General features: G+C 25.4%; 31 protein-coding genes. 1 reads left to right on the top strand and 30 read right to left on the bottom strand.

The window, feature by feature from the left end; all coding sequences use genetic code 11:
* Window positions 1–10: 10 nt before the first annotated feature.
* The 21 genes from IC214_RS09450 to IC214_RS09545 all read right to left on the bottom strand — a co-directional run bounded on the left by IC214_RS09450 (window position 11) and on the right by IC214_RS09545 (window position 16351).
* A complete protein-coding gene (locus tag IC214_RS09450) occupies window positions 11–853 on the bottom strand; it encodes a PD-(D/E)XK nuclease family protein (protein WP_227825319.1) in 843 nt (280 codons plus the stop codon).
* Window positions 854–1045: a hypothetical protein gene (locus IC214_RS09455; protein WP_227866551.1), complete on the bottom strand. Its 192-nt coding sequence runs from the start codon at window positions 1043–1045 to the stop codon at window positions 854–856.
* A 136-nt stretch (window positions 1046–1181) separates the two neighbouring features.
* Window positions 1182–1427 carry a hypothetical protein gene (locus tag IC214_RS09460; RefSeq protein WP_227825321.1) on the bottom strand — a complete coding sequence of 82 codons (246 nt, stop codon included), beginning with the start codon at window positions 1425–1427 and terminating at the stop codon, window positions 1182–1184.
* 33 nt (window positions 1428–1460) lie between these two features.
* Window positions 1461–2522: a CHC2 zinc finger domain-containing protein gene (locus IC214_RS09465; RefSeq protein ID WP_227866552.1), complete on the bottom strand. Its 1062-nt coding sequence runs from the start codon at window positions 2520–2522 to the stop codon at window positions 1461–1463.
* Window positions 2523–2531: 9 nt separating this feature from the next.
* Entirely contained in the window at window positions 2532–4106 is a 1575-nt protein-coding gene (locus IC214_RS09470; protein ID WP_227825323.1) for a DnaB-like helicase C-terminal domain-containing protein, read from the bottom strand.
* Window positions 4106–4639, bottom strand: coding sequence for a hypothetical protein (locus IC214_RS09475; RefSeq protein ID WP_227825324.1), 534 nt, complete (start codon window positions 4637–4639; stop codon window positions 4106–4108). Before IC214_RS09475 ends, IC214_RS09470 begins: the two co-directional genes overlap by 1 nt.
* Window positions 4640–4700: 61 nt before the next feature.
* Window positions 4701–5258 (bottom strand): ERF family protein, encoded by a 558-nt coding sequence (locus tag IC214_RS09480; RefSeq protein WP_227866553.1) that lies wholly within the window; start codon window positions 5256–5258, stop codon window positions 4701–4703.
* A gap of 58 nt (window positions 5259–5316) precedes the next feature.
* Complete coding sequence (locus IC214_RS09485; protein WP_227825326.1) at window positions 5317–6210, bottom strand: hypothetical protein; 894 nt, start codon at window positions 6208–6210, stop codon at window positions 5317–5319.
* A gap of 46 nt (window positions 6211–6256) precedes the next feature.
* Window positions 6257–6925, bottom strand: coding sequence for a hypothetical protein (locus IC214_RS09490; protein ID WP_227825327.1), 669 nt, complete (start codon window positions 6923–6925; stop codon window positions 6257–6259).
* 11 nt (window positions 6926–6936) lie between these two features.
* Window positions 6937–7500, bottom strand: coding sequence for a hypothetical protein (locus tag IC214_RS09495; RefSeq protein WP_227866554.1), 564 nt, complete (start codon window positions 7498–7500; stop codon window positions 6937–6939).
* A gap of 79 nt (window positions 7501–7579) precedes the next feature.
* Window positions 7580–7888, bottom strand: coding sequence for a hypothetical protein (locus IC214_RS09500; RefSeq protein WP_227825329.1), 309 nt, complete (start codon window positions 7886–7888; stop codon window positions 7580–7582).
* On the bottom strand, window positions 7888–8139 hold the full coding sequence (locus tag IC214_RS09505) for a hypothetical protein (RefSeq protein ID WP_227825330.1): 252 nt from the start codon (window positions 8137–8139) through the stop codon (window positions 7888–7890). Before IC214_RS09505 ends, IC214_RS09500 begins: the two co-directional genes overlap by 1 nt.
* 102 nt (window positions 8140–8241) lie before the next feature.
* A complete protein-coding gene (locus IC214_RS09510; RefSeq protein WP_227825331.1) occupies window positions 8242–11313 on the bottom strand; it encodes a PHP domain-containing protein in 3072 nt (1023 codons plus the stop codon).
* A 56-nt stretch (window positions 11314–11369) separates the two neighbouring features.
* Window positions 11370–11501, bottom strand: a complete 132-nt coding sequence (locus tag IC214_RS20860) for a hypothetical protein (protein WP_021383042.1) — start codon at window positions 11499–11501, stop codon at window positions 11370–11372.
* Between the two features lie 34 nt (window positions 11502–11535).
* Window positions 11536–12033 carry an anaerobic ribonucleoside-triphosphate reductase activating protein gene (nrdG, locus tag IC214_RS09515; RefSeq protein ID WP_227825332.1) on the bottom strand — a complete coding sequence of 166 codons (498 nt, stop codon included), beginning with the start codon at window positions 12031–12033 and terminating at the stop codon, window positions 11536–11538.
* A gap of 15 nt (window positions 12034–12048) precedes the next feature.
* Complete coding sequence (gene nrdD / locus IC214_RS09520; RefSeq protein ID WP_227866555.1) at window positions 12049–14169, bottom strand: anaerobic ribonucleoside-triphosphate reductase; 2121 nt, start codon at window positions 14167–14169, stop codon at window positions 12049–12051.
* A gap of 275 nt (window positions 14170–14444) precedes the next feature.
* Window positions 14445–14963 carry a hypothetical protein gene (locus IC214_RS09525; protein WP_227825334.1) on the bottom strand — a complete coding sequence of 173 codons (519 nt, stop codon included), beginning with the start codon at window positions 14961–14963 and terminating at the stop codon, window positions 14445–14447.
* Window positions 14964–15016: 53 nt separating this feature from the next.
* Window positions 15017–15424 carry a DNA ligase gene (locus IC214_RS09530; RefSeq protein ID WP_227825335.1) on the bottom strand — a complete coding sequence of 136 codons (408 nt, stop codon included), beginning with the start codon at window positions 15422–15424 and terminating at the stop codon, window positions 15017–15019.
* A 218-nt stretch (window positions 15425–15642) separates the two neighbouring features.
* On the bottom strand, window positions 15643–15879 hold the full coding sequence (locus tag IC214_RS09535; RefSeq protein WP_223153065.1) for a hypothetical protein: 237 nt from the start codon (window positions 15877–15879) through the stop codon (window positions 15643–15645).
* A 37-nt stretch (window positions 15880–15916) separates the two neighbouring features.
* Window positions 15917–16141, bottom strand: a complete 225-nt coding sequence (locus tag IC214_RS09540) for a hypothetical protein (protein ID WP_021383150.1) — start codon at window positions 16139–16141, stop codon at window positions 15917–15919.
* A gap of 36 nt (window positions 16142–16177) precedes the next feature.
* The gene (locus IC214_RS09545; protein WP_227825336.1) at window positions 16178–16351 is read right to left on the bottom strand and encodes a hypothetical protein; all 174 of its coding nucleotides are present in this window, start codon (window positions 16349–16351) and stop codon (window positions 16178–16180) included.
* Between the two features lie 180 nt (window positions 16352–16531).
* Between IC214_RS09545 and IC214_RS09550 the strand changes: the two genes are divergently transcribed.
* The gene (locus IC214_RS09550; RefSeq protein WP_044212557.1) at window positions 16532–16885 is read left to right on the top strand and encodes a helix-turn-helix domain-containing protein; all 354 of its coding nucleotides are present in this window, start codon (window positions 16532–16534) and stop codon (window positions 16883–16885) included.
* A 487-nt stretch (window positions 16886–17372) separates the two neighbouring features.
* Here the strand turns inward: IC214_RS09550 and IC214_RS09555 are convergent, their stop codons facing one another.
* The 9 genes from IC214_RS09555 to IC214_RS09595 form a co-directional block, all read right to left on the bottom strand.
* Window positions 17373–18086, bottom strand: a complete 714-nt coding sequence (locus tag IC214_RS09555; protein WP_227866556.1) for a LytR/AlgR family response regulator transcription factor — start codon at window positions 18084–18086, stop codon at window positions 17373–17375.
* Between the two features lie 678 nt (window positions 18087–18764).
* Entirely contained in the window at window positions 18765–19943 is a 1179-nt protein-coding gene (locus tag IC214_RS09560) for a hypothetical protein (protein WP_227866557.1), read from the bottom strand.
* An 80-nt stretch (window positions 19944–20023) separates the two neighbouring features.
* On the bottom strand, window positions 20024–20290 hold the full coding sequence (locus IC214_RS09565; RefSeq protein ID WP_227825338.1) for a helix-turn-helix domain containing protein: 267 nt from the start codon (window positions 20288–20290) through the stop codon (window positions 20024–20026).
* A 29-nt stretch (window positions 20291–20319) separates the two neighbouring features.
* Window positions 20320–20706: a retropepsin-like aspartic protease gene (locus IC214_RS09570; protein ID WP_021383052.1), complete on the bottom strand. Its 387-nt coding sequence runs from the start codon at window positions 20704–20706 to the stop codon at window positions 20320–20322.
* Window position 20707: 1 nt separating this feature from the next.
* Window positions 20708–20953, bottom strand: coding sequence for a hypothetical protein (locus tag IC214_RS09575; RefSeq protein WP_021383056.1), 246 nt, complete (start codon window positions 20951–20953; stop codon window positions 20708–20710).
* A gap of 68 nt (window positions 20954–21021) precedes the next feature.
* On the bottom strand, window positions 21022–21288 hold the full coding sequence (locus tag IC214_RS09580) for a helix-turn-helix domain containing protein (RefSeq protein WP_227825339.1): 267 nt from the start codon (window positions 21286–21288) through the stop codon (window positions 21022–21024).
* Window positions 21289–21792: 504 nt separating this feature from the next.
* Window positions 21793–23328: a hypothetical protein gene (locus IC214_RS09585; protein WP_227866558.1), complete on the bottom strand. Its 1536-nt coding sequence runs from the start codon at window positions 23326–23328 to the stop codon at window positions 21793–21795.
* 3 nt (window positions 23329–23331) lie between these two features.
* Window positions 23332–24261: a hypothetical protein gene (locus tag IC214_RS09590; protein WP_227866559.1), complete on the bottom strand. Its 930-nt coding sequence runs from the start codon at window positions 24259–24261 to the stop codon at window positions 23332–23334.
* 134 nt (window positions 24262–24395) lie between these two features.
* Complete coding sequence (locus IC214_RS09595; RefSeq protein WP_227866560.1) at window positions 24396–24968, bottom strand: integrase; 573 nt, start codon at window positions 24966–24968, stop codon at window positions 24396–24398.
* Between the last annotated feature and the right edge of the window lie 46 nt (window positions 24969–25014).

Raw genomic sequence — 25014 nt, forward strand, 5'->3', positions numbered from 1 at the left:
AATTCATATTTTATTGTGATTTAGATTTTCTAAAACCTTTATTTACATTATATTTGCAACCTTTTCCATAATGAGAACATAGGGTTTTACAAAAAAACTGATTACTTTTGTCATCGTTTTTGCACCAAACACTCTCATCGTTGAAATCTAGCTGTTTTATCTGTTTAACTGTATCAGTAACAAAGGCAATTAATTGTTGTTCTAATGCTTTAGTGTATTTAATTTTCACTATAGCTCTTTCGTAATTTCTTATATTATCAATCTTATTTCTTTCAATTAATACTCCTTTTTCATTTTTAATGTACTTGCACATATCAAAAGCTACATATTCAATCATTTTATCTGGATATTTTTCTTTAAGATACATTGCGTATAAGATAAGCTGCTTTGATTTTTTAGGTAAGTCTTTTTTAGAAAATTTACTACTCGATTTGTAATCTATAACATAAACTTTATTACCTATTATATAATATAAATCTATGTATCCCCTCATTGTAATTCCATTAATATAATACTCAAAGTATTCTTCTATACAGTATTTATCACACTCAATTGGTACAAAATATTCTAGATAATGTAAGATACATTCTAAATAATTAATTCTTGAATTTGGTGTAGGAAAGTTGTAATCCATTAGATTTGCATATTCTATAACTTCATTATATTTTTGAATAGCTTCTTGATTTGTCATTTTTCTTTGTTGTAATTCTTCTAGTAATCTATGTAATTCATTACCATAATAACCATAGCAATTTTGTTCTCGATCTAAATTTTTAATATATGTAAGATAATATTGAAATGGACATGTATAGAATGTATTTAATTTACTAAAACTATATAATTCTCTAGACATCTATTTTACCTTTCTAGTTTCCTTTTCTATCTGACTTTTAATTTCTTTATATAATTCCTCAGATATGCTAGCATTTATATCTATACTTTCTTCTTTTATAGCTTCTTTGAACTTATTTATAAATTTATTAGTTATATCAAATCCTGCCAACATCATAGAAAAGAAAATCCCCACAGAAATTATTATTTTCATTACATTTTCAAATATACAATATGAACTTAAGTAATATTCAACATTTACATTTTTTGCAAAATATACATTACAAATAAAATTAAGAATTAAAAAAAGAGTTAATAAATACAATGCCCTATACTTATTATTAATCATACTATTCATTTTTATCACTTATCCTTCCAATTGACTTTAACTCCCAAGAATATATCATTATTTCAGATGCTTTATATCTCTTACTTGTATCTAATTTAATGAATAGTTCTTCTACATCCTTAATTTTTCCTGTACAACATTTCATTTTTTCATCTTCATCCAACTTATACTCTATTTCTACTAAATCACCTGTATATAATATCTCCCCATTTTTTAATAATATTTCTTGCCTAACTTCTTGTATCATATAATCATCTCCTATTAATATAATTTGCTATTTTCATTTACTAATAAAGTTATCTATATCAATCCTACTCTTTAATAATTTTTCAAATATATGTTTTCCCAAATCACTAGGACTATCTTTATACTCCAATAGATTATCTTCATCCCAAATTACACTTATTTTCATCACATCCCTAATATCTTGAACTAACTTATATATCTTAGCTCTCCATGCAATATATTCTTCATCTCCTTTAATTTTAAATTGCCTATCAAAAGCTATGATTAATTCTTCAATACCTAAATCTATTAACATCTTTTTTTGCTCTCTACTAAAATTACTTCCACATATAGCTACAGAAGGATTATTTTTATAAATAGTTGCCATCTGCAATACTGATTTTTCACCTTCAAATACTATTACTTTTTTGGAATTTTTGATAGATTCTTTATTTACACCTAGTCCATATAAATTAAGACTTAATTTATGATTATAACACTTATTGTCATACCACAATGGGATGTATTTACCAAAACTTTTAGCTTTATCTTCATCTAAATTTCTAACTCTAATACCAATTGGTCTATCTTTGTCATGCCAACAGAAATGTGGAATTACTATTTGATTTTCATATGGATTATAATGTATTTGATATGTTTTAAGAACTTCAAAAGATATGTTTTCATTTTCCCACTCTTCGATTGGGACTTGTTGAAAAGTTTTATATATATATGGCTTTTTAGGGGTAGGAAGTAATTCTATTTGTATATCTCTAATATTATCTATTTGTTTTACTTTTTTCCTTATTCTAAATCCTTTTCTTAGCATTGGTTGATTTGAAATACCAAAGAAATCTTTTATTTCGCTAACAGCATCTTTAAACTCATATTTATTTATGTGTATTAATAAATCTATTAAGCTCCCTATATGACCACAAGAACTATAGCAATGAAATGTTTTGCTTTCTGTATAATAAAATAATTTATATGAATCACCATTATGACATAAACAAGTATTAAATATTAACTGTCTATCATTGCTTTTAGGAGATAAGTCCGAATCTAAATATTCCATAAAATTTATCACCTCTTCATTAGTCAAATCCTTTATTTCCATAGTCATCACCTAGTATGACAATTGTCCTCTATAGACTTTTTCACACCTTCCTATTTCTTCAAATCTACCAGTCTTACCATAAAATCTTAGTAGAATCACATCTCCATCTTGACCTCTTCTTGACTTATTTAAAAATAGTAATCTGTATTCTTTTTGTAAATCTTTTATATCAAACTGGATATACTCTCTTTCAGTAGTCTTTTTTAGCTTATTATATTTTAGCCTATATGGTTTTAAAAAGAATTTTTTATTGGTTGAATCTAACTCTAAATCATTAACCACTTTTCTCATAAGCATCAATAGACCACAAACATTTTTAACAGCTTTAGCTTCTGCTAAATCCGAAGCTGATAGATAGGAACTTTTATTTTCTTGAGCTGTTACTAATTGCATAGATAGAAGTGTTATTACATTGTATTTATTTCCAAAGTTGTCTAGTAACTTAGAGTTTTCTATTAACCTTCCTGTATAATTTGCATCTGATGAATTCTCTGACTTGAATGTATCAACTGCTATTACAGTAAATCCTTCATGTGCCACAAGCTCTTTACTTTTTCTTAATATTTCAGATATCTCAAATTCTTCCATATATATAAATTTTAGACTTTCTTCAAATCCTCTGTCTTTTAAGAACATTTCTATCTTTTCCATAAGCTCTTCTTCGAACTCTGTGAAGTCTCCATTGTCAATTTTATTTCTATCTAAATCATGATAATTAAATATGTTGTATGCTATAAATGACACTAACATACTTTTAAAATATTGAGATTTTTGTTCATTCGCAAATATAACTACTTTTTCACCTTGATATATCATAGCTAATATATAATTAAAGAACAATAATGTAGTTTTTCCTATTCCTGAAAATCCAGATATTATATTTATACCCCCACCTTTACCAAGGCCATTAGTTCGATTTGACAATACTGGTAAACCATATATATACTTAGATTCTTCATTCTCATTTAATCCTATTTCATTTTCATTATATTCAAAGATAATATTATAAGGTGTTCCTGCTTCAGTTTTTTGTTTTAACTTTTCTCTATCATCTTTAGTAAGTAAAAGATTTTCGACTTTCATATTATTCTTTATAGAATTTACACTACAGGAAGATATTAATCCCTCATAGAATTCTTCCACTTCTCTACAGCTTATAGATTGGAATAATTCAAATGGAGTAAACTTTTCTCCCTTATGATCCATCTCTTTTGTTATACTAAAACCCCTTTTATCTAAAGCTATTAGTAGATTGTTCTTAGCCAAATCATCAATATATGCTGATATATTAGTTTCTTTTCCATACTCCATAGCAGATGATAAACTATTCCAACCGCCATATTTTTCATATTCAGATTTGAGTTTATTTGAAGATACAAATTTAGCGATACTTGCTTCATCAAGCTCACTATGAGTTTTAGACATTGTTCTTCCTAATGAGAAAAAGAATTTTACTTTATCTATTATAAAATCACTTTCACTAATTTTATATTCACTAAAAAGAGTTAATGATTTTAACATTGTTCCTAAAACTAAAGTCTCTATAATGCCTCTATCTTTTGTTATTTTTTCATATGCACTCATTAATTCACCTCTTTAATTTTTTCAAATAAACTTTTTCTTTTATTTGTTTTTACTTTATTAAGAGTAACTAATGTGTAACCCTCATCCAATTCCTCATAATTATTTTTGTTGTCTATTTTTTCTTTAACACTTTTATTTCTGATTGTTATATCTCTAATACTTCCTTTTAATATAGTAAATACATAGCATAATTTAGGATATTCTCCTTCTACATCTTTTCTGTAATTAAGTAATTCTATGATTTCATCTTTTTTTTCAAGCATACAGTCATATAATTCTTCTCTTGTATAACCACTTTTTATTATCTCTTGTAACATCTTATTTTTTTGATTATTTATAACCGTATATCCCATAATAGAATCTATGCCAAGTTGACATTGTTTCCAGAAATATATACCCTGTTGCTCTTTTCTATATTCCTGTTCATTACAATAATATATATTTCGTTTTTTTCCTCCAGATGTAATATGTTCTACTTTATAAGCATCTTTTGTATTTAATTTCTTTTTACAAACATTACATTTACAGTTCAAACTTTCCCCTCCTTATGCTATGTATTTATTGCTACCCCATTAAGAGGTAGCATTTTTTTACTTACACTCTACTTTTCTTAACAGTTGAATTTTCTTCCTCTGATTTGCCCTTTGATTTGTTTGTTAAAGAATTTCCATCATCGTCTTCCTCGAATGATAATGCTAATACTGATTGAACTGCGTATCTTCTTAAGTAAGTTTCCAATGCTCCTCTAGCTTGTATATCATTAGTTTTAGCTGGTTTAAATGGTGCAGAATTTGACTCTATGTATTCGCCTGATGAATGCTTAAGTTTAGTTTTTATATATACTTTATCATTACCTGCATCTTCTGCTGATTGCATTAGTATTAAATCATGTTTTGCTAATAATGGATTTACTACTTTAAGAATTGTATCCAGATTTGCATATTTAGACCTAAAAAATGGATTTGTATTGTCTTTTTGAATTGACTCTATCTCTAAATGGAAAGCTATTAATGCTTTTGTTATTTCAATTTGGCTATCACTTTCTCTTAATCCTTCAATCTTATCTGAATATAAATTTGATATATTCTTTTTTATTTCCTCATTCACTACTTTTTTAATATCATCCATAATTATAGTTTCTTTATTTTCCATTTAATCTCTCCTTTTAAATAAATTATTTAATATTTATCACAATTATATTTATTAAATATTAAAAAGGTACATCATCATCACTTATTTCAACTGTCTTACCATTTTTATCAATATCTCTTTGTTTTTCTTTTTCATCTTTTTCTTTTATTTTTTCTCTCATTGCCTCTATATTTTTATCCGTGAAAGGATAGTTTTTATCACTTAATATTTCATCGCCATCTTTCAAAGGCTCATCCCCACCTTCTATTTCTAAAAATATAAATGCGCTTTTTTTAATTCTTGAACCAAACCCTGCTGATTTACTAGTAACCATAGATTTTACTGTACCTTCAAGAAGACCAACATCTCCTATTTTATATAAACTTTTAAATCCTTCTATCATATATTCATTATGTATTCTAAATATCATATTACAACCTTGCTTACCATATTTATTAATTAGACCCTTAATCTCTAAATATTTACCTAAGTCATCTTCTTTTTCTTCTATATTTTCAATTAATGTATATGCTCTCCAAACTTGACTTGCCTTTATTGGTTTTACTACTTCGCCCTTGTCATCAATTGGATTACCTTTGTCATCATATTTTTCTCTATTGCAAAAAGTTCCTGATATCTGGAATCGCTCTTTCTTTTCACCATCTTTATAATATAAGCTATTGTCTAATGAACAAACACATCTAACAATATCTCCTTTTCCATCTTCTGCTCTAGTTTTTATTTCATTAGCTATTGTCTCTATCCCTAAAAACATTTGATTTGGTGAACCATCTGACTTAAACATTGATGTAAAATAGTCTACATTCACTGATTCATTTGGTGCCGTTTCAACTTTTAAGGTAAATCTTATTGCTTCTTGGCTAGTTCCTTGATTCATTCTAGCTATATTTAAAATGTCTAAAACTTCTCCTGATACAAATACTTGATTATAATTTATTCTTTTTTCTGCCATTTACCCTTCTCCTTTATATTTAAAACTTAATTGCTAACAAAACTTGCTACATCATTAATTCTTTATATTTTGGTAATGTTTTAAAAAAATCACATAAGAATCTCCATTCTTCCATTTTATGATTCTCTCTTTGATTTATCATAGATTTGATTTGTAGATAATTTAATGTAACTCTTGCAGTTAACATTAATCCTGATGGACAATTCGATATTATTATTTTCCAGAGATTTTCTTTCGTGGCCTCGATATTTTCCCCATTCCTAAGTGTCACTTTATCAGATGCGGATAATTTTAATTCATCAAAATTATTGTAATCATAAATTAATTCATTTAAGAAATTTATTGTATTTTTATCAACATATTTGTTACACATATTATCAAGGTTAAATTTAGTTAATCTATGCATTTTACTTTGACTTGAGACATAATCGTTATGATGGTATCTGTCCCATTGTCTCCACATATATTCTGACCATTGCAAATCCATCTGTACAATAATTCCTTTAGAGAAGCAATCATGACCTGAACCTTGCTTTGACTTGCCTAATTGATTTGCTCGTTTTAAATCTTTTTCTGAAATGTTTATTTCTTTCATATCTATTACTTGTTGTTCATACATTGGGTATCCACTTGCTATTATACTTTCTTCAATTCCATATACATATACATTTGATACATTAATAATTTCTGTCACTTTTATTCCATTTACTTTCAACTTACCAACTCCTATTCTTCAATTATAATATAACCTTCTTGATAGTGTCTTCCCATATTATTTACTCTCTTATAATATTTATAATCACTCTCCCTATCTAATCTTGGTACAAATACATCTATAGCATTAGAAGTACCAAAATATCTATTAGAACCTCTATCTTTAACCACCTTTAAATTTCCATCAACTAATATTTTAGTTCCAAATTTAAGATGATTATTGGCCACAAACCCATATTGTAAATTTTCTCCTGTAGCTGTCACAGCTCCATGTTTACTATTTTCACAATTCAAAGAAGTATAGTAACTTACTTCCCATGTTATAGGAATCAATTTTTCTATTTTGATATTAAGTTCTTTTTCTAAGTTCATTTTTTTTATTTCCAACTTATATTCTTTGCTATTTCTATATTTATCCCATTCATATTCATACATTAAATTTATATTTTTTGTTACATAGGTTATAAGACTTCTTTCCATATTACTAGTATTGAACACTTCTTCATGACTATAAAAGACTTGAACACCACTAGCCACTATTAAAATACTTATTACTATCGTACTTATCCATCTCATAAACTCCTCCAAGTTATATTTAAACCATCTTCAATTGACTTAATTAGATTCTTTGAAAGCTTTGCATTATCAAATATTTTTATAGATTTCTAAAATTTATATACTTATCTTTATATCCCTTAGAATTTCTTGTATTCATTATATCTTTTATAGATTCCCTGTAAGATATATCATCTGATATTCTTATCAGACTTTCAAGAAAATACATTGAATAACTTCGTGGTATCTTTTTTTTAATAGCTAAATCAATTGCAGTTTTAGCAGCATTATAACACTTAAGATGTGTATGACCTTCTCCAAATATCTTATTAGTATTATAGACAATATATCCATTTCGGACTTTAATAATAATGTATTCATTTTTTTCATATATTTTATTTGTTTTCATTACAAATCCTCAATTTTATGCCATATCATTTCTAACTTTCCATGTTTTCTATTTAATCTTCTTCTAATTTCATATGCAGATTTAATTTCTTCTTTTACATTTTGCCACTTCTCCAAAACTTCTTTATACTCTTTATTTTCTTCTTGTAAAAAGAGTATTTCTTCATTTAATTCATCAATTTTAGTGTTTAATTCTCTATTTTTCTCTAATAAATCATAATGTCTTTGTTCATCTATAAGTATTGAAATCACTACCTTTCACTGATCTTATATATGTTGTTTTAAGATTGTAATGTATAAAACTAAGCAATATTTTATATGAGGTCTTAGAAAGGCATACATGAGGTCATATTTTTAATTTTCTAGTTTCCAATATTCTTGTATCCACCATTCAGACTCGGAATTGCTCTTAATCCACTTTCCATCTATTTTTTTACTTTTAGCTTTTTCCTTAGTTGATTTTAAATAAACTAAGTCATAAATATCAATTTTATTATCATCAAAAATAGATTTACTTACCTTAAAAATCTTTATATTGCTTGATTTTAGATTGTATAGTGTAATTTTAGGAGAATATTTAGTATCTATATCTATTACTAAACAATACCTTGGATTTGAATTGTCATCTTTTATATTACATGATCCTACAAATTCAAAATGAGCTTGTATTTTTTCACTGATTGGTATATCAGTATTTTCGATTTGGCTTTCGAGATATGAACATAATTTTTTTGTATCAACTTCTTTAAATATTTTTTCTGTTTCTTTATTAGAATATCTTCTCATAATTTCCATATTGCATGGTAAACTATCTTTTTTAAATTGTTTTTTACTATAGATTGAATTATAGATATCATAAGTCTCTAAAAGTTTGTTAGACTTTCCAAACTCCTCAAAGAAATCTAGTTTAATTAGTATAGATAATTGTTTAGAGTTTATATGCCCTTGTAAATCTATTAATAGTTCTAAAAATGAATCATATTTATTATCTTTAAGAGAATATAGGTACTCTCCTATATCAGAATTTAAAAATTTAATGGATTCAATTCCCTTGTAAATACTATTTTTATCTCTATTAAAAAAGTATTCAGATTTTGAGAATCTAAATTTAGGATTTTCTAACTTAATATCAAAATACTTTATTTCATCTGTTAATTTTCTTGTTCTTTCTGTATCTTCATTATATAAGTTGAATGCTACAGTATAATATTCTAATGGATAATGTGACTTAAGGTATGCACAATATAAGCTGTCATATGCATATGAAAGACTATGTGAAGCATTAAAGGAATACGAGGTGGCATCATTTACAACTTGCCATGTGTCCTCGAAATTATTTTCAGTTCCGACTTTTTTAATCCAGTTATTTTTTAGTTTAGTATGCAATTCTTTTAACTCTTTTTCTTTAAATTTCTTTTTTGCTACTTTCTTTATAATATCATAGCTCTCAGATTCCTCTATCCCTAACCATATTAGATACTTCATTATAGACTCTTGATACATAAGGTAATGGTAACTATCCTCTAATAATATATCTAGTTCTTTAACATTAGTTGTATATGGCTTTCTTTTAATGAAATTGTCTAATAAAGATGTGAAACCTGGTCTAATGCTCGCTACAAACGCACTTGTTTCAGCCACACTTGATATTTTGTATTTAGATGCTAGGTTTGTCGCATAGTCTGAGTCTACTTGATTTATAGTACAAGTTAATTTATTCTTGTATATCTCATAGGTTTTACTATTTAATAAACTATTCAATTCTTCAATTGTAGGAATATTAATATTTGCTAATTCACAAGTTTTTCTGATTAGTGACCATACTTTCACTGTTAAATAATCATTTTTTAAATACTTATACTTATCACAATAATATCCATCTATATTACAACATATCCCATCCTTAGTTTTTAATAGTCCTACTTCTTCATCAATTGGTTTGTCGTATATAAGCATAGAGCATGGTGAGAAAGAAACACTTTCTACTACTCCTACAAATACCTTTGATTCCTTTATTATATCTCTCCAAGAATCATCATTTATATATTTATCTAGGTTTTTAGCCACTTCATCATACTCTGATAATTTCATATCATTTGCTTTACACCATAATCTAAATGCGGATGCATCTTGTAACGGCTTATAACTTATCATCCAAGCACAATTTTCTTCTCCCAGCAAGTCTCTAGTTGCTTGTATAAATGGCTCTGCGTCTTCAGCATTTAAATCTATATCTGGTAAAGATTTCGCTGATAGTATTCTTTCAACACTCATAAATCTAGTAGGGAATAATGGTACTGGAGCATTTAATCTGTCTATTTCAGTAAGCCCTAAAAGGTTAGTTATTATAAATGAAGGTGCTGAACCTCTCCCCGTTTTAGTAAGAAGACCATTATATTCTTGTTTGGCTCTTTGAACTATTTTATAATCTATAATAAAGTAATCCTCCATATGGGTTTTCTCTATAATATCAAATTCATATCTTATAGCATCTAAGTATTCATTCCATCTATTTTCAGGTATATTTTTTCTTTTCTCTAACCATTCTTTATTTAATATCTCTTTCAGTTCTTTATTTGGATTTTTAGATATTGATGGTAACTTTATATCTTCATTTATCAGTGTAACTTCTTCACACTCATCAAATATTAGAGTATTTTTTAATGCTATTTCAATTTCTTGCTTTGTTAATACATTTTGTTTTTCATATCTTTTAAATATATCATCTGAATTTGGATAATCTAAAATAAATCCATCTTCTTCAGGATAATTTATACCTTTAGCTTTAAGAAATTTAGTTCTATATTTTGATTCTTCTGGATAAATATAATGGCTATCATTGGCATGTATTATGTCTATATTGTATTTTTTACTTAATTCTAAGACATCCACATTATGTAAAACTTGAGTTTTATGAGGATGAGATTGCACTTCAAGAAAGAAATTATCTTTGAAATGATTCTTTAGTTTTATTATTAGTTCTTCTCTATTTTCAAGTTTTAATACTCCAGCTACACATGCAGTAGTAATAACCACATCTTCTGGTTTAAATATCTCAAATAGTATCTTTTCATCTATTCTAGGTTTATAGTAATACCCATTTGTATTAGCTAAACTTAAAGCTTTATTTATTTGCTTATAGCCATTATTATTTTTAGCAATTATTATTAGATGATAATTTCCTCTATCTTTCTCATTTATATTATTTACATAGTAAAATTCTGCTCCAACAATCATTTTTAAATTGCTTTTATCACATAAAGTTTTTGCTTCATGTACATTTCCCTGATATCCATGTTCTGTTGTAAAATATGTAGTATGACCAAGCTCTATTGTCCTATCTATATATTGTTGTGGCTTGGTAATTACATCTAGGGTTCTAATATTTGAGTATATTTTATGGCTATGATAATTATTATATCTCAATTAATCACCTCTACCTCAAAGTCTCTTTTAACAAATTCTATCTCCACTTAAATATTTTAATGTTTTTTATTCTTTTTCCATTCACTAAATCTTCTATTCATTTTGAAATTTTCAAATTCATAATCTAAAAATTTCTTTTTTTTGAATTGCTCCTTTAGAAATTTATTTGTGAATTCTTTTTTAGTCAAATCAATCACCTCCAAAGAGGGAAAGATATCCCTCTTACTTATATAATACTATCTGATTTTCTTTTAATGATTTTTGAACCTCTATAACTCTTTGATTTGATGAGCCTCTATATTTTAATGAAATGTCTCTTTTTGAAATGTCAAATTTACCATCTATTAAAACATCAATATAATCTAAAAATATTTTTCTTGATAGATCTCTTAATATTTCTTCAAACAAGTAACCTGACCAAAGCCAGATATTTTTATTCGTCTCTATTTTAACTCTTTTTAAAAAATCAATTAAATCATTATCCTTTATTTGTTGCAATGGTTCTCCACCTAATATATTTAAACCTACTATATTATCATTTTTTAGATATGAAATAATCTTATCTTCCACTTTATTAGACCATACATCTCCGTAATTAAAATCTTGTAAATCTTTATTAAAACATCCCTTACAATTATGGGTACATCCAGATACAAAGAGTGTTGTTCTTACTCCTGGTGCATTTGATACATCAAACTTTCTTATTTCAGCATATTTCATATTCATAACCCTTTCTTATAAATGAAGTACTCTGTCTCCTATTTCTTGAGTACGACCTTTATTCCAAAAGTTAGTTCCTATATAACCACAAGTCCTTCTCATAACCTGCATTTCAGTCTCATCTCTATTTCCACATGATGGACAATACCAAGTTAAATTTTCATCTAGTTTTATTTCTCCAGTGTATCCACACTTATAACATATGTCTGGCTTTGTATTTATCTCTGCATATTGAATATTATGATATATGTAATTTATGATTTGTTCAACTGCTTCAAGATTTCTGCTCATATCAGGAACTTCCACATATGAAATACATCCCCCTGAACTTATACTATGAAACTGAGATTCAAATTTTAATTTACTAAAAGCATCTATTTCTTCACAAACATGAACATGATAACTATTTGTATAATATAATTTATCTGTTACATTTTTTATCTCACCAAACTTTTGTTTATCTATCCTACAAAATCTATATACTAAATTTTCTGCGGGAGACCCATATAAACCAAATCCTAATTTAGTTTCCTCTTTCCATTCCTCACATTTATTTTTCATGTATTTCATAACATCTAATGCAAATTTTTCTCCTTCTTCTTCTGTATGACTTATACCTAGCATAGCTTGAACCATTTCATATATTCCTACATATCCAAGGCTTAAAGTTGAGTATCCATTTTCTAAAAGTCTATCTATCTTCTCTCCTTTTTCAAGTCTAGCTATAGCTCCGTGTTGCCAATGTATAGGTGATACATCTGAGAGTGTTCCTTTTAGCATGTTATGTCTAGTTAAAAGAGCTTCTTTGCACAATTCTAATCTTTGGTCTAATATCTTCCAAAATAAATCCATATTCTTATCAGCTACTATTGCAATTTGAGGTAAATTTAAAGATATTACACCTTGATTGAATCTTCCATACCATTTATAATTTTCATTTTTATCTTTATATGTGCTAAGATGACTTCTACAACCCATAGGTGGGAATATATTTCCTTCATAATTAGTACGCATAATTTTAGCTGATTGATAGTCTGGCACTAACCTTTTGGTTGTGCATTCAGCAGCTAATTTTGTGATGTAGTCATATTTGCCACCTTCTAAACAATTATCCTCATCAAGAAGATAAACTAGTTTAGGGAAAGCCTCCCCTATTTCTTGTCCTTTGTAATTTTTCATTCCTTCTAATCTTTGTTTTATCATTTCCTCACAAATAAGAGCCATCTCTTCTTCGTATTCATTTCCACTTTCTACTTCAAGATAAATTGTTGCAAATGGTGCTTGGCCATTCGTTGTCATCAAAGTTGAAAGCTGATATCTAATCGTTTGAACTCCTGCTTTTAAATCATCTAATTTTCTATCATCAGCCAATTCTTTAGCTAAATTTTCGTCTTTATATTTATCTAAATATTTCTTATAGTATTTATCATATGTTTTTCTTAGATAGGGTGCTAAATGCTTTACTGTGATACTCTGCCCACCATATTGATTACTAGCCACTTGAGCCATTATTTGAGTAGTTACAGTACAAGCAGTACTAAATGACTTTGGAGATTCTACTAATTTTTCATTTATTACTGTTCCATTATCTAACATATCTTGAATATTTATTAAGCAACAATTAAATATTGATTGTAATGTATAATCCATGTCATGCCAGTGTATAACTCCTTCATCATGAGCTTGAACTATATGAGGTGGTATCAATTTTCTTCTAGTTATATCTTTAGAAACCTCTCCAGCAATTAAATCTCTTTGAGTTGATGCGATTATTGAATTTTTATTTGAATTTTCTCTTAAAATATCCTCATTCGTCTTGCTTATTAAACCTAATATGCTTTCATCTGTTGTATTAATCTGTTTTTTGAACGATTGAACAGCTCTATAACCTTCATATGCTTTAGCTGTATCTTTTTGACCATAATGTATAAGTCTATCATATACAAAATCTTCTATTTGATGAATCGTAGGAATATTTTTCTTATTATTAAATTCAAATTCAGCATCATTTGCTATTAATTTTGAGATATCCTCTATGTAAATTCCACTTCCATTTTTCATTGCCTTTTCTATCGCAATCTGTATCTTTGTATTATCAAAAGGTACCTTGCTCCCATCCCTTTTAATTATTTCCATTAAATCACTCTCTTTCTAATATTTATTTTCAACCTTTAAATAATACCCTTTTTACATACATGTTATCAATAATATTCTGTTTCCATAAGTGGTAAATATTTGACTATATAAAAATTATATTATACTGGTAAGATTCTTTGAGTTGAAATTTGATATGTACTTGATTCTTTTCCTGTTGTAAACAATATAATCGCTAAAATAATACATAATGCTAAATAAATCACTTTTTTTATTATTTAATCCCCCTTACTTAAAAATTAATTTATATGAACCATCTAAAAATTTATATCACTTTCCTTCAATATGTATTTATTAATTATTTTTATTATTGTAATCAGACCTTTATTAGTTATATCAATCTTAGTTGATATTGAGTTTTTATATGAAAAAATATGAAGTAAATGTTTATTTTCACTTTTATATATTGATATTTCTGTGTCATCTACATATTTTATAAATTTATTTTTATTATAATTAAATCTACATATCCTTAAATAATCATCTATTTCTTTACTGATCATAAGTTCAGATTGTTTTATACACATATCTTTAAACTCATTTTTTACTCTGTCATTTTCTTTTTTTACAATTTCTTTATATCTATTTAAATCAATTTTTTGAAAAGCTATGTCTTTTATATAGTCTTCACATTTATCTATAAACCTCTTAAATATAGCTATTTTCATTGTTCCATTCACAAATGCAACTACTTCATTTCCTTCTTCTAGTTTTTTAATCTCTGTTCTAAAAATCATTTCCTCTTCATCTACACTAGCTACTATTATCATACTCATATATACACTCTCCCTTCCATTGCAAAATCTACTTTATTTTTTAATTAACATTTTTAATGTTCCTTTATTAAACCTGGCATAATTTTATTTACAGTTTTACAAGAAATCCCTAATTTAATTGTTTTTGTAGCTATACCAATTATAAATTCTTCAAGTTCTTTATTTTTTTCTAAAAATAATTGTATTGTTTTTATATCAACATCTCTTCCAGAATTATTTTCAGATAGATAATCAATCATATCATATATGCTATATATTTTTTTACACTCAATATTCCCTATTTTTTTAGATAGTTTCTTTTTAGATAACCCAGTTAAAATACCTGTATCTAAAAGAAATTGTAAACAGGTTACAAACATACCATTATTTTTATTTTTTTCTAATATATTTATTTTTTCTTTTCTGCTTGATGTACTTTTTAGTTTTTTGAAGATGTTTTTTACAAATAATGCTTCTTGCATTTTTTCCTCCTTAAATCTACTGGGTATATTATTCGTCATATCATCTATTTTATTTACTTTTTTATTACTTGAAATTTTTATTTATACATTTCTCCACATTTTTTACATTGATAAATAAATCCTATTTTCGTACTTAATTTAAATATATCTCCACCACATTCACATTTTTTTATTCTTATCATTTTCTTCTTCATATTTATACTCCTCAAAAGAAATTGTTAGCTAAATGTTGTATCTAATAATCTTGATACTTTTTTTATTTTCCAATCTACAGGCAATATTCCATTATCAATTAATTCTGATAGTAAACAATTATATTCATCAATTTTTACCATATGTCCAATTGGGCAGTTTTTGCAGTGCTTAGACTTGATACAAACATATTTTATAGTATTTAAAGCAACTATAGTATTTTTTATATCATCTTGTGTTAATTCTATTTCTTTATTATCCATTTTTCATCATTCCTTTAAATTTACTAAATTTTAATATTTACAAGGCTTCTACTGCTTCTTGAAATTTTAAATCTAATACATATTTTAATAACTCTTTATCATATTTATAATTTAAATACTCATCTATAGAGGCTGTATAAGCATTTTCTTTTTTGTATTTTTTTATATACCATTTTTGAAATTTAATATAATCTTGCTCTGTGAGATATTCACTTGATAAGTTCAAAAGACTTCCTTTTTTATTTAATATTTCTCTGATCATATGATTCTCCTATTTTTGATATATTCATTTCATTTACTAATGAATCTTTTTATTCTGGCACTTAATCTTATTATACTTATGACATTCTATATCTTTTCTATTTGATATAATTTCCAAAGATAATTTATAAACCAAACTTTGATTTATATTTTTCAATTTTTTAAATAAAGACAACATTTTTATTAATTCTTTATGTTTTTCATCAACCATAACTCGCCTCTTTCTTGACTTTGTATATTTTTATATTTACTTTGTTATAATTACATTGTATATCTTATACTATACAATGTCAATATGTTTTATACTTTGTTTACCTAATATACTGAATATATTGACTTTGTCAACATCGAATTGTATAATTTAATTAATGGAGGTGATATATTGAACACAATGATATATAATCTAAAAAAATTAAGAAAAGAATTAGGATTATCACAAAAAGAATTTGGTGATAAATTAAAATTAACATCTGCGTCAATATCAAAACTTGAAAATGGAGAGAGAAATATCACTGAAAGACATATTTACCAAATATGTGAGGTTTTTAATGTAAATGAAGATTGGTTACGAAATGGAAATGGAAAAATATTTAAAAATATAGATGATATTGAATTAGCAGCAATGATGGGTAAGACATTTTCAAGTAATGATGAATTCTTGAAAAAAGTCTTTTTAACATTTGCAGAACTTACAGATGATGAAAGAGAAGTTGTACAAAAAATAATAAATAAACTAAGTAAATAGCCCTAGAAGGGCTATTTTATTTTAGATATAAAACTTTTAATTATGAGTAAAGAAGATAAATCCATTTTTTTGAGCATCTTAAGTATTTCTTCTGTAACTTGCTTTTTCATTAAATCCCCCCATATAATAAATAAAATAATTATAAAGTTAATACTTTTTACCCAATCATCTCCTCACTCTATTCCCATTTCAGGAACATTTGTTCTTAAAGAAACTAAAATCCCTCAGCATTTAGTAAAATTGAAGTTATCTGCATCTGAAATGAATATTTCATATATGTATTTTTTTAATAAATACCTACTCTATTAAAGTAGATTGCTTGATTAAATAATAAGATTTTTTTTAGAAAAGTTCAATACTAAAATCGCAAATGATAACAAAAAATACAAAAATATTAATTTTTTTCCTATTTTCCTACATAATAATATTATAACTCTTTCTCTATAAATCATCAAGAACATACATTCGATACTTTTAAACAAATTATTTACCAAATTATATCTCTCAATATATTTGATAAATAAGATTTTAATTCTTTTGCTTTTCTAGGAGCTACCTTAATTTTTATATTATTTTCTGTTAAATATACAAAATTATAGTTCAAATTATTAACTTGCAACAAATTTACAAGATAGCTTTTGTGACATCTAAAAAAAATCCCTTCTTTTAGCTTTTCTTCAAATATATCAAGTTTTTCATTTATTATATATTCATCTGTTTTTGTTATAACCTTTAATTTTCTTTTAACAATCTCTGCAAATAAAATATCTCTTTCTTCTATTGTTATGATTTTTTTCTTTTTTTTTATATAAATAACAGCCTCTCTTTTTCTCCAATCAATAGCAAAATCAATCATTATTTTTTCAAAATTTTTGTAGTATATTGGTTTTATTAGGTATCTAAATGCATTTATTTCATATTCTTTAACAACATCTTCATTAGATTCAGTAGTAAATATAATCTTAACATTTTTATTTCTTTTTCTAATTTCTTTTAATATTTCAAATTCATTTTTATCTTCTAAGTTTAGATCCATTAAAACTAAATCTACTTTTTTAGGATCTTTTTCTAAAAGCTCTTCTACATTTTTAAATAATAAAACTTCATATTGTTTTATTTTTATTTTCTTTAAAAAAATCTTAATAAAGTCATGAATGATATCTCTTTGCATATCATCATTTTCACAAATAATTATTACCATAATAATCACTCCTCAAAATATATATTTAATAAATATTATATATTTTTGATATCTGAGTTTTGGTAATTATTGTAATTTGTTGTATTATAAATACTTTTTTTATCATTTTATGTCTGTAGAGCTAATTTTTATATTAATATAATTTTGTTAATTCTTTACTTATAAATTGTCATTCAAATATAACTTTTAAGTTATTGTTATATCCTTAAAAAATAAATTGATAAATGAGCAAGAAAATTTAGAAGAGTAAAGTTGTTATTATATTTTTATAATTAGTTAAATAGATACTGTTCATTGATTAAAACAGAAATTAATAATAACAATTAAAACAGAAATTTAAATCAATAATTAGAAAATAATAATAAGCTACTAATTATAGTAATTGCAATTAGTACAATAAAATATAAATTTTAATAATAATATGTTGTTGATGTATTGTTGTTTTTTTAGAATAAGTTTCTTAAGAAATTGAATAATTATATATTCTTATTGGAAAATTAAGTTATTAATATGTATAAAAAATTTTCTATTGTGTATATAATTTAATTAAAATAAGCATAAAAAAATAGAGCTAATAGAGATTTTACACTCTTTATAGCTCTATTTAAGTATTTTATTATTTGAATACAAACACTAATAGGAGTAGTCAAAATCAATTTTTTTGAACTACTCCATATATTAAATTGCTATTGCTAAACTTCCATTCTTATTTATGCTCTGAACAATCAATGTTCTTATAAATGCTCCTGGATTACGTATCTCATTATAGTTTGTATCTTCTTCGTCAACTGTATATTTATTAAACATATAATCTAATGCTGCTAGTACTCTATTAACTCCATATTGTACTGCTAATCCAACTAAGTCATTTATAATAATATCTTTTTCTATTTCTAATTTATTTCTTAAATCTTCTTCAAATAAATTATATCTATCTAAATTTATCTGAGATAATACTTTACTATAATTAGAACTCAAGGAGCATCCTGTATCATCAAAGAATTTTAATATTTTTATTCTTACAGATTCTGTATATTTCTCTGAGATGCTTTCTTTCGTCTCATAACGCTTTGTATCTATTGTATCATTACTTATATCGAATAAAGTTTTAGTGCTTCTTAGAAAGGTATCTATACGCTTGTTTGATTTCTTTATGTACTCTGGAAGTATAGAGATAAGATTATCTTTTTTAAATCGTATTCTCTTACCTAATTTACTTCCTTTAGCATCAGCCCAAACTAACTTTTTAATTTCAAGTTTTAACTCATTTACATTTTCAAAACTTAATAGGTGATTTAAAGTATCTAATGACATAGTTAAGTAACCTTTTCCACCATCTTCTTTTTTAAGATGATTTTTGTACTCTTCATCTATGACTATATCAAATTTACCTCTTTTTATTTCTGTAGAATAAACTAATCCAACTTGTAATAATACATTATGATTATGTCTTGCTGTAACAACAGAGATATTGCATATATCAGCTATGTTTTGAAATGATATTGATTTTCTAACATAGTTTTTATTAGATACTATAAAATGATATGCTAGATATTGCTTTATAGCGCTCTTACTTAAAGTAATATGTTTATTTACATTAGTTACAATCTCTATTGTACCGATTTCTGTTTCTTTTTCTGTAACATAAGAAAACTCTGATATAGTGTTTAATTTAGGACAATTTGAGCAGAAGTCATTTAATTTATTACTATCAAAAGAAGGATTATTTTTTATTGCACAAGAATTACAAGCAGAATAGTCTATTTTTTCTACTTTTCTTATAGAAGTTTTAAAAACATCTAAGATATCTTTTAATTTTGATTTTGATATTCTAGCAACTGGTTTTAATTCTTGCATATTATAATCCTCCTTTCTTAGTAATATTTCTATAAAATTATTATAACACATATGGTTACATGTTGTAAGAATGTGTAACATTAGTACTCATTTTTTTTGATTTTCATGATAGTATTTCTGCCGCAGTTATACTTTTGCTCTGCTTTTCTTATACTCAATCCATTATCTAAATCATTTTTTATTTTTTTTACCTGCTGATCATTAAATCTTTTGTTTCTCCTACCTTGCTGGACTACATAATAATTTTCATTTTCTAAAGTCTCATATTCAATTCCAGCTTTATCTAGCTTCTCTTTTTTCGAACTATCTACAATAAAGACTACTTTATCTTTGTATTTAATACTCATATTGTGATAACCCCTTATATAAATATGTTTTATTTTTGTATTAATAAATTATCTACCAAATCAATAATTAAATTAGCATTTATTAAAAAGTCTAATCCTAATAAACCATTTACTTTTTCTTCTGGGTCAATCTCTCCAAAATCTAATTTTATATTTTCAAGAGTTATATCACCACAAGCAACCTTATTAACTAATTTCCTTACTGAATATTGAACAGTCCCACCATAACCAGAAGCCTTTACAATTGTATCATCATCATTAAATCCAATATCTGATTCCTCTAAATAAGAAGATGATATTATAGTATGAGATGCTCCAGTATCAATGATCATATCTTTTACAAGGATACTTTTATTTTCAATTAAGATTTCTATATCTGTATATAATAGTCCATTTTTATATTTGAAATTTTTCATACTACAAACCTCTTCTTATACCAATATGTTTTATGATATCTATTACAAATTCTTTATTCTTGGTGTTATATACAATTTCTTTATCTTTACATCTGTTGAATTCTTTTAAAGCCTCTTTATTGTTAGGAATAACTTTTATAAGAGCTACTTCATCTACATACTCCTTTTCATTTTGTATATGCGATTCCAAAATTTCTAATTTTACAAATGAATTAGGATATAAGTTTCTAACCTCTGACCATTTCATAGAAATCAACTCCTTTATAGTATAAGAATATTATAATATTAGTGAGGTAAAATGTAAATGTTACCTCGTTAGTACTTATTTTGTTTTATATCTTGTATGGTTCTTGTACTACAATTCCATTTCTCAGCACATTTTCTTAAACTCATACCATTATTTAAGTCTTTTTTTATTTCACTCACATCTTCATTATTAAATCTCTTACTTCTTCTACCTTGTGTAACTACATAGTACTGCTTGTCCTTCAGGTCAATATATTTTATATTAGAGTTGTCTAATTCATTTACATTCTTTTTTTCTACAAGCACAAATTCTTTATCTTTATATTTAATACTCATAATTCTCTCCTTATATAAGATTAATTACTACGGAGTAGAGACCATTATTTTTTTATGGATTATTATTAAAAATATATTATTATAAAAATAATCTAAAAATTTTACATTTATATAAACTTATCTTAACCAAATTAAAAGTTTTTGTCTATTTGAATTACTACGGAGCGCAGACCATTATTCATATTGGAGAATAGTAATTTCAATACTTCTAAATTACTACGGAGCTGAGACCATTATTCATATTAGAGAGCAGCAATTTCAAGGGATGTAAAAGCTGAATTTTAGAATAAAAAAAATTTTTCGACATTATTCTCATACCAAAAAACAGCTTTTTTAGTGGTTTTTTGAATTACTACGGAGTACAGACCATTATTCATGTTTTTTGAAAAATACCAAAAAACAATTACTACGGAGTACAGACCATTATTCATGTTTTTAAATTTTTAAATTTGATTAATAAGAAATACATAAGATTAATTACTACGGAGTACAGACCATTATTTTTTAATCTACTATATAAGATGGTAAAGATAAAACTGTATTATTTATTAAACATTTTCTTTTTTCAACGTCTTCATAGAACCAAATATCAAAATATCCATATCCTACATCATATTTTTTTATTATAAATTGATTTTCCATAATTTCTTTAAGTCCATCTTCAATATATTTCATATTATCTTTTAGTTTATTTTTATTATTTAAATGTACATACCATTTTAGTTGTTCTATATCAAATGTATATTTTTTATCTACTATGTTTACTCCCTGACTAATTTCAAAACTTCTTCTACCTTCAAGTAAGTAAGCTAAGTTGATAGACTGTGGTAGTTTTAATTTTTTTAATTCATTTTTATACATTAATTCAGTTGAGACTCTTTCAATTTCTTCAACAAATGCTTTTGTAACTTGAACAGCATTTCTTCCATTTATTTCTTCTATATGGATTCTTGAAAATAGGTTGAAACTTGTTTGAGATTTTAAGCTACCATCTTTCTCATATGTTTCAGTATAAAAAGTATAAAATGGTAACTTCATTAATTTATCTCTTACCTTCTGATAATTTGCTTTAGCATCTGTTAATCCTAGATACTTTAATAAATCTGACAAGAAAAAGGTATATGAATTTAAATAACTATATGAATAAGCAAATCTAATTATATCTAAGTCTTGTTTATCCAAGAATAATTTACTAATAGCTTTTTTTTCTGTTGTTTGATTAGTAAGTTCTAATTTTAATCCATCAATGTTTTTAATATCACTTGAATTAGGGTCTAAATTAAATTCATAAAACATATCTATCTGTGTACCAGAGTCGTTTATAGCATCATATGGATGTGATTGATATAAATTTTCATCTTTTCTTGCTACATTTAAATGATTTATTTTTCTGCCTCTAGTGTGAGGTATAAATATGCCAGGAGCTAATTGTGATGGACTTTTAATAATTATCTTGTTAATATCAAATTCATATTCATCTTGTAAGATTTTAGTGACACATAGAATCAAATCATGTGAAAAGGCTGAATTAATTTTACTATCACTTAGTTCTTCAAGATAAATATAGTCAGATATTTTATAAGATAAATTTGAAGACCATTGTTCAAGAAAATCTTGTCTTATTTCAAGTAATTCTTCAGGACTATCTACAGCGGCAGTAATAATCCTACCAGTTTTTATAAATTCACCCTTAACAATTCCATATTCTTTTTTTAATAATTTATTTGCTGTTTTATTCATAGATTCTAATGTCATTCTCATCCATCTCTTTTTTAAGTCCCATGCATTTTTACTATGTTTTTTTCTTAATCGTTTAGCCTTGGTAGGAGTGTCCAATTCATCAATCTTATCAGCAATTGTAGAATATACAAAATCTTCAAAAATAGGCTTTACTTTTTCAGTAGGTAAATCATTTCGTATCCTAAAGATTTCAAAAAACTTTTTTGTTAATAATTTAAATGTCTCTGTATCATAAATAGCATGTATGATTAAATCTATTTTATTTAGATTTATGTTATTCTCTTTCACATCTTTACTCATAGCTTACTCCTTTTTAGCATATTTTTGCTTATAAATAGATAACACTTCTTGTATCTTAAAATTTAAACTGTTATCTTCTTTAAATTCTTTCAAACTTTTATTAGTCCAACAACCAGATTGAGTATATTTTTTTTCATTTACTTGCATTTGATGCATAATACCAGAAATTTTTAAATTAGTGAAATTTAATTGTACTTTATTATCTAAATAATCATTTATAATAAGTAATCTTTTACGAATTGTTGAATATCCTATCTCTTTTAATCCATTTCCATATCGGGCATCTGGCTTAGTTTTAATCAGATATTCCGAATTAGAATTAAATAGATAAAATTCAGCCGCATTACTATCTTGCTCTAGATATTGTTTGTATTCTTTCTGCTCTAATGTTTCTTTTGTAAAATCAGATAAGAGTTTGTCCAATTTAAACTCTGTATCCTTTAATTTTATTAACCTTTTTTCTAAATCTATGTCTTTTATTTTTATACCCCTTATGTCTTCAGCATCTTTACCAATAAGCCCACAAAAAGCTGCATAGATAATAAATTTATCTTGTGCATTAGTCAATTTACTACATACAGAAATAACTTCATTATGTGTAAGATATTTTGATAGGTCAAACTCAGCAACTAAATTTTTAGGTTTCGAAAAGTGAATGTCATAATTTAAAGTTTTAAATATTTTATTAACTTTAAAAATTATAGCCATTATAGCATTATATGTTTTATTTTCACTCATATCTTTTACAATTTTGTCTTTATCACTATCTAACATTTCAACAACATAATCATTTTTTTTCTCAATAAGCTTTCCTTCTTTAGCAAACCAAAGTATTAATACTCTATAAACCTTTAGAACGCCAATTCTTGTTTTTTCAGCTTCATCTTGGAGTAATTCTGATAATACATTTTCATTTTTTAAATTATAATTCATATATTCAAACAGTCCTTTTTTTTAAGTATATATACAGTATAACATAATACCTTCTCTGCTTTGAATGAAAAATTAAAAAATAACCTCATTCTTTTGAGGTTATTTATATTAAAACTACAATTTTATTGTCATTTTTATTTATCATACTTTTTTATGTATTCTAATAATGCCATACTCATTAAATCAGACTTATTAAACTCTCTATATTTTTCACAAAACTCATCAAATAAATTCCAAGCGTCTTTATTTAATCTAACAGTAGTCCTTATAGCGTCTTTAGATGGTAAATCAATTTTAATTCCATCTTGTATAACTTCTATAACATTTGTATCATCTTTTTTATCAAACCAATTCAAAACATCTTGTATCTTGTCATAGTCTTTTGCTAAAGAAATTATATTATTTTTAAATTGATTGTCAATTACTATGTTGTGACTGTTGTCATCTTCTATTGTCATATTAAATATATTATCATTATTACTCTGTGGTTTATTATTTACTACCTTTGTCATACCATTGTCACCAATAAATATATACTCATCATTTATACGCTTATAACCTCTTTTAGTAAGATATTTTCTTATACTACTTTCAGACACACCAAGCTCTATGGCAACTTTAGTCAAGCTCTTACTATTATTTAACTTATTATTAATATATTTGACTATATATGTTATATCATTATTTTTCAAATCATTCCAAGTCATGTAATCACCTCAACTTAAGTATACTATATGAGATTATGATTGTCAT

This window comes from Clostridioides sp. ES-S-0190-01, from assembly GCF_020658275.1.
Taxonomy (GTDB): domain Bacteria; phylum Bacillota; class Clostridia; order Peptostreptococcales; family Peptostreptococcaceae; genus Clostridioides.

Bases quoted from the DNA above. Each gene is read 5' to 3' on its own strand.
- IC214_RS09575 (WP_021383056.1), bottom strand. From the start codon at position 20,953: ATGAAATGGTCAGAGGTTAGAAACTTATATCCTAATTCATTTGTAAAA.
- IC214_RS09495 (WP_227866554.1), bottom strand. From the start codon at position 7,500: ATGAGATGGATAAGTACGATAGTAATAAGTATTTTAATAGTGGCTAGT.
- IC214_RS09500 (WP_227825329.1), bottom strand. From the start codon at position 7,888: ATGAAAACAAATAAAATATATGAAAAAAATGAATACATTATTATTAAA.
- IC214_RS09580 (WP_227825339.1), bottom strand. From the start codon at position 21,288: ATGAGTATTAAATATAAAGATAAAGAATTTGTGCTTGTAGAAAAAAAG.
- IC214_RS09585 (WP_227866558.1), bottom strand. From the start codon at position 23,328: ATGAGTAAAGATGTGAAAGAGAATAACATAAATCTAAATAAAATAGAT.
- IC214_RS09470 (WP_227825323.1), bottom strand. From the start codon at position 4,106: ATGAGTGCATATGAAAAAATAACAAAAGATAGAGGCATTATAGAGACT.
- IC214_RS09485 (WP_227825326.1), bottom strand. From the start codon at position 6,210: ATGGCAGAAAAAAGAATAAATTATAATCAAGTATTTGTATCAGGAGAA.
- IC214_RS09550 (WP_044212557.1), top strand. From the start codon at position 16,532: ATGATATATAATCTAAAAAAATTAAGAAAAGAATTAGGATTATCACAA.
- IC214_RS09540 (WP_021383150.1), bottom strand. From the start codon at position 16,141: ATGATCAGAGAAATATTAAATAAAAAAGGAAGTCTTTTGAACTTATCA.
- IC214_RS09560 (WP_227866557.1), bottom strand. From the start codon at position 19,943: ATGCAAGAATTAAAACCAGTTGCTAGAATATCAAAATCAAAATTAAAA.
- IC214_RS09565 (WP_227825338.1), bottom strand. From the start codon at position 20,290: ATGAGTATTAAATACAAAGATAAAGTAGTCTTTATTGTAGATAGTTCG.
- IC214_RS09450 (WP_227825319.1), bottom strand. From the start codon at position 853: ATGTCTAGAGAATTATATAGTTTTAGTAAATTAAATACATTCTATACA.
- IC214_RS09570 (WP_021383052.1), bottom strand. From the start codon at position 20,706: ATGAAAAATTTCAAATATAAAAATGGACTATTATATACAGATATAGAA.
- IC214_RS09480 (WP_227866553.1), bottom strand. From the start codon at position 5,258: ATGGAAAATAAAGAAACTATAATTATGGATGATATTAAAAAAGTAGTG.
- IC214_RS09545 (WP_227825336.1), bottom strand. From the start codon at position 16,351: ATGGTTGATGAAAAACATAAAGAATTAATAAAAATGTTGTCTTTATTT.
- IC214_RS09555 (WP_227866556.1), bottom strand. From the start codon at position 18,086: ATGGTAATAATTATTTGTGAAAATGATGATATGCAAAGAGATATCATT.
- nrdG (WP_227825332.1), bottom strand. From the start codon at position 12,033: ATGAAATATGCTGAAATAAGAAAGTTTGATGTATCAAATGCACCAGGA.
- IC214_RS09535 (WP_223153065.1), bottom strand. From the start codon at position 15,879: ATGGATAATAAAGAAATAGAATTAACACAAGATGATATAAAAAATACT.
- IC214_RS09590 (WP_227866559.1), bottom strand. From the start codon at position 24,261: ATGAATTATAATTTAAAAAATGAAAATGTATTATCAGAATTACTCCAA.
- IC214_RS09530 (WP_227825335.1), bottom strand. From the start codon at position 15,424: ATGCAAGAAGCATTATTTGTAAAAAACATCTTCAAAAAACTAAAAAGT.
- IC214_RS09465 (WP_227866552.1), bottom strand. From the start codon at position 2,522: ATGGAAATAAAGGATTTGACTAATGAAGAGGTGATAAATTTTATGGAA.
- nrdD (WP_227866555.1), bottom strand. From the start codon at position 14,169: ATGGAAATAATTAAAAGGGATGGGAGCAAGGTACCTTTTGATAATACA.
- IC214_RS09525 (WP_227825334.1), bottom strand. From the start codon at position 14,963: ATGAGTATGATAATAGTAGCTAGTGTAGATGAAGAGGAAATGATTTTT.
- IC214_RS09460 (WP_227825321.1), bottom strand. From the start codon at position 1,427: ATGATACAAGAAGTTAGGCAAGAAATATTATTAAAAAATGGGGAGATA.
- IC214_RS09455 (WP_227866551.1), bottom strand. From the start codon at position 1,045: ATGAAAATAATAATTTCTGTGGGGATTTTCTTTTCTATGATGTTGGCA.
- IC214_RS09595 (WP_227866560.1), bottom strand. From the start codon at position 24,968: ATGACTTGGAATGATTTGAAAAATAATGATATAACATATATAGTCAAA.